Source organism: Oscillibacter sp. MSJ-31, from assembly GCF_018918025.1.
In the GTDB taxonomy this organism is placed as follows: domain Bacteria; phylum Bacillota; class Clostridia; order Oscillospirales; family Oscillospiraceae; genus Hominicoprocola.
This window is the reverse complement of the sequence record NZ_JAHLPT010000063.1, coordinates 1-1,286: the sequence shown is the minus strand read 5'-3', so window position 1 is coordinate 1,286 and position 1,286 is coordinate 1. Positions and strand designations below refer to the sequence as shown.

Genomic DNA, 1,286 nt, shown 5'->3' with positions numbered 1-1,286 from the left:
GAATAGGTCAACCGGATACGTTTGATGTGCAGCCCGAAAGGGAAAAGCCGTGCGAAAGGGACAGGCCATGATCCCGCCGAGAAAGGAGGAAAAGGGGGAGCGGTCCATTGGCGCACAGCGGGCCGTGGCGGGCCTGTGGCGATGATCTGCACGTCAGGGTTAAAGATACACTCGTCCAGCCACAGTCCGAGCGTGAAGCGGTCCTGACGGGCCGTGAGCCGTCGCAGGCAATGGGGACGATCTGCGAGAACCGCAGGGGGTGAGAGTCCCGTGCAGGCGGTGCCAGCCGCCGTCCGGTTTGTTCCTGAAACCATGTCAGAACTTTACAAACAATATTTCAGAACCGCGTCCGCATGAGGGCGCGGTTTTTGTCGAAAATTGCGTCCCACCATGAGACGCAATCCAATACCTAATCAGGAGGTTTTTTGATGGATAAAAACGAAACCGCTCCGCGCGTTGAAACGACACACAAGCTCGGCAATACCACCTATGTTGTGAATGGTATTTACGCTTCCAAGGGAGCTACTGCGACCGAAAAAATCAAGCGTTTACTTGACAGAGAAACGAAGAAGTAGACGCGCGAAAATTTGACGCTTATTTTGCCCCATCGTATAATATAAGTGTCAGTTAGGTCACATGGTAGCTGCCGGAATGGAGGCTTCAAATGAATAGGCAGCAGGAAAAAATCACCGCACTTTATTGCCGCATCGACAGCGGCAAGCAGAACGAACTCGACGCTCAATATGGGCAAATACAGTCCCTTTTGGACTATGCCCGCCAGCACGGACTTCCCAACCCTCATTTCTTCTGTGACTGGGGGTATAGCGGCACGACAGCCGACCGACCGGAATACTGCCGTATGCTTCAGGCTGTCACAAGCGGTCATGTAGCAAACCTTGTTGTTGCGAAGCTCGACCGCCTGATCCGCGGCAATGTGCTGGATTGTGGGAGAGCCGTTAAAATGGTGCTGGATAACAATGTGACATTGTATTCCATCGAAGAGGGCGCAGAAGCAGCACACCAAGCTATATCCCTCGCAAATGCCATAGAAGCGGCATATCAAGAGAGGGGGAGAATGTGATGGCAGGCTATGCGAAATCCCTCATTGAGAAATGGACCGCCCTATATGTCCGTCTTTCCCGTGATGATGACAACGAGGGCGACAGTAACAGCATTTCCCATCAGGTCGAGATACTGACGAAGTACGCCAAGGAGCATGACATTGAGAACTTCAAGATATACAAGGACGACGGCTTTTCAGGAACGGACTTCAATCGCCCCGGCTT

Annotated in this window: 3 protein-coding genes; all 3 read left to right on the top strand. The window is 52.6% G+C overall.

The features are described 5' to 3' along the window. The first annotated feature begins 428 nt into the window (after window positions 1–428). Entirely contained in the window at window positions 429–575 is a 147-nt protein-coding gene (locus tag KQI17_RS13405) for a hypothetical protein (RefSeq protein ID WP_216496689.1), read from the top strand. Between the two features lie 89 nt (window positions 576–664). Then, window positions 665–1,081 carry a recombinase family protein gene (locus KQI17_RS13400; protein ID WP_216496688.1) on the top strand — a complete coding sequence of 139 codons (417 nt, stop codon included), beginning with the start codon at window positions 665–667 and terminating at the stop codon, window positions 1,079–1,081. Further along, on the top strand, window positions 1,081–1,286 hold a 206-nt coding region (locus tag KQI17_RS13395; protein ID WP_216496687.1), incomplete at its 3' end, for a recombinase family protein. The genes KQI17_RS13400 and KQI17_RS13395, both read left to right, overlap by 1 nt.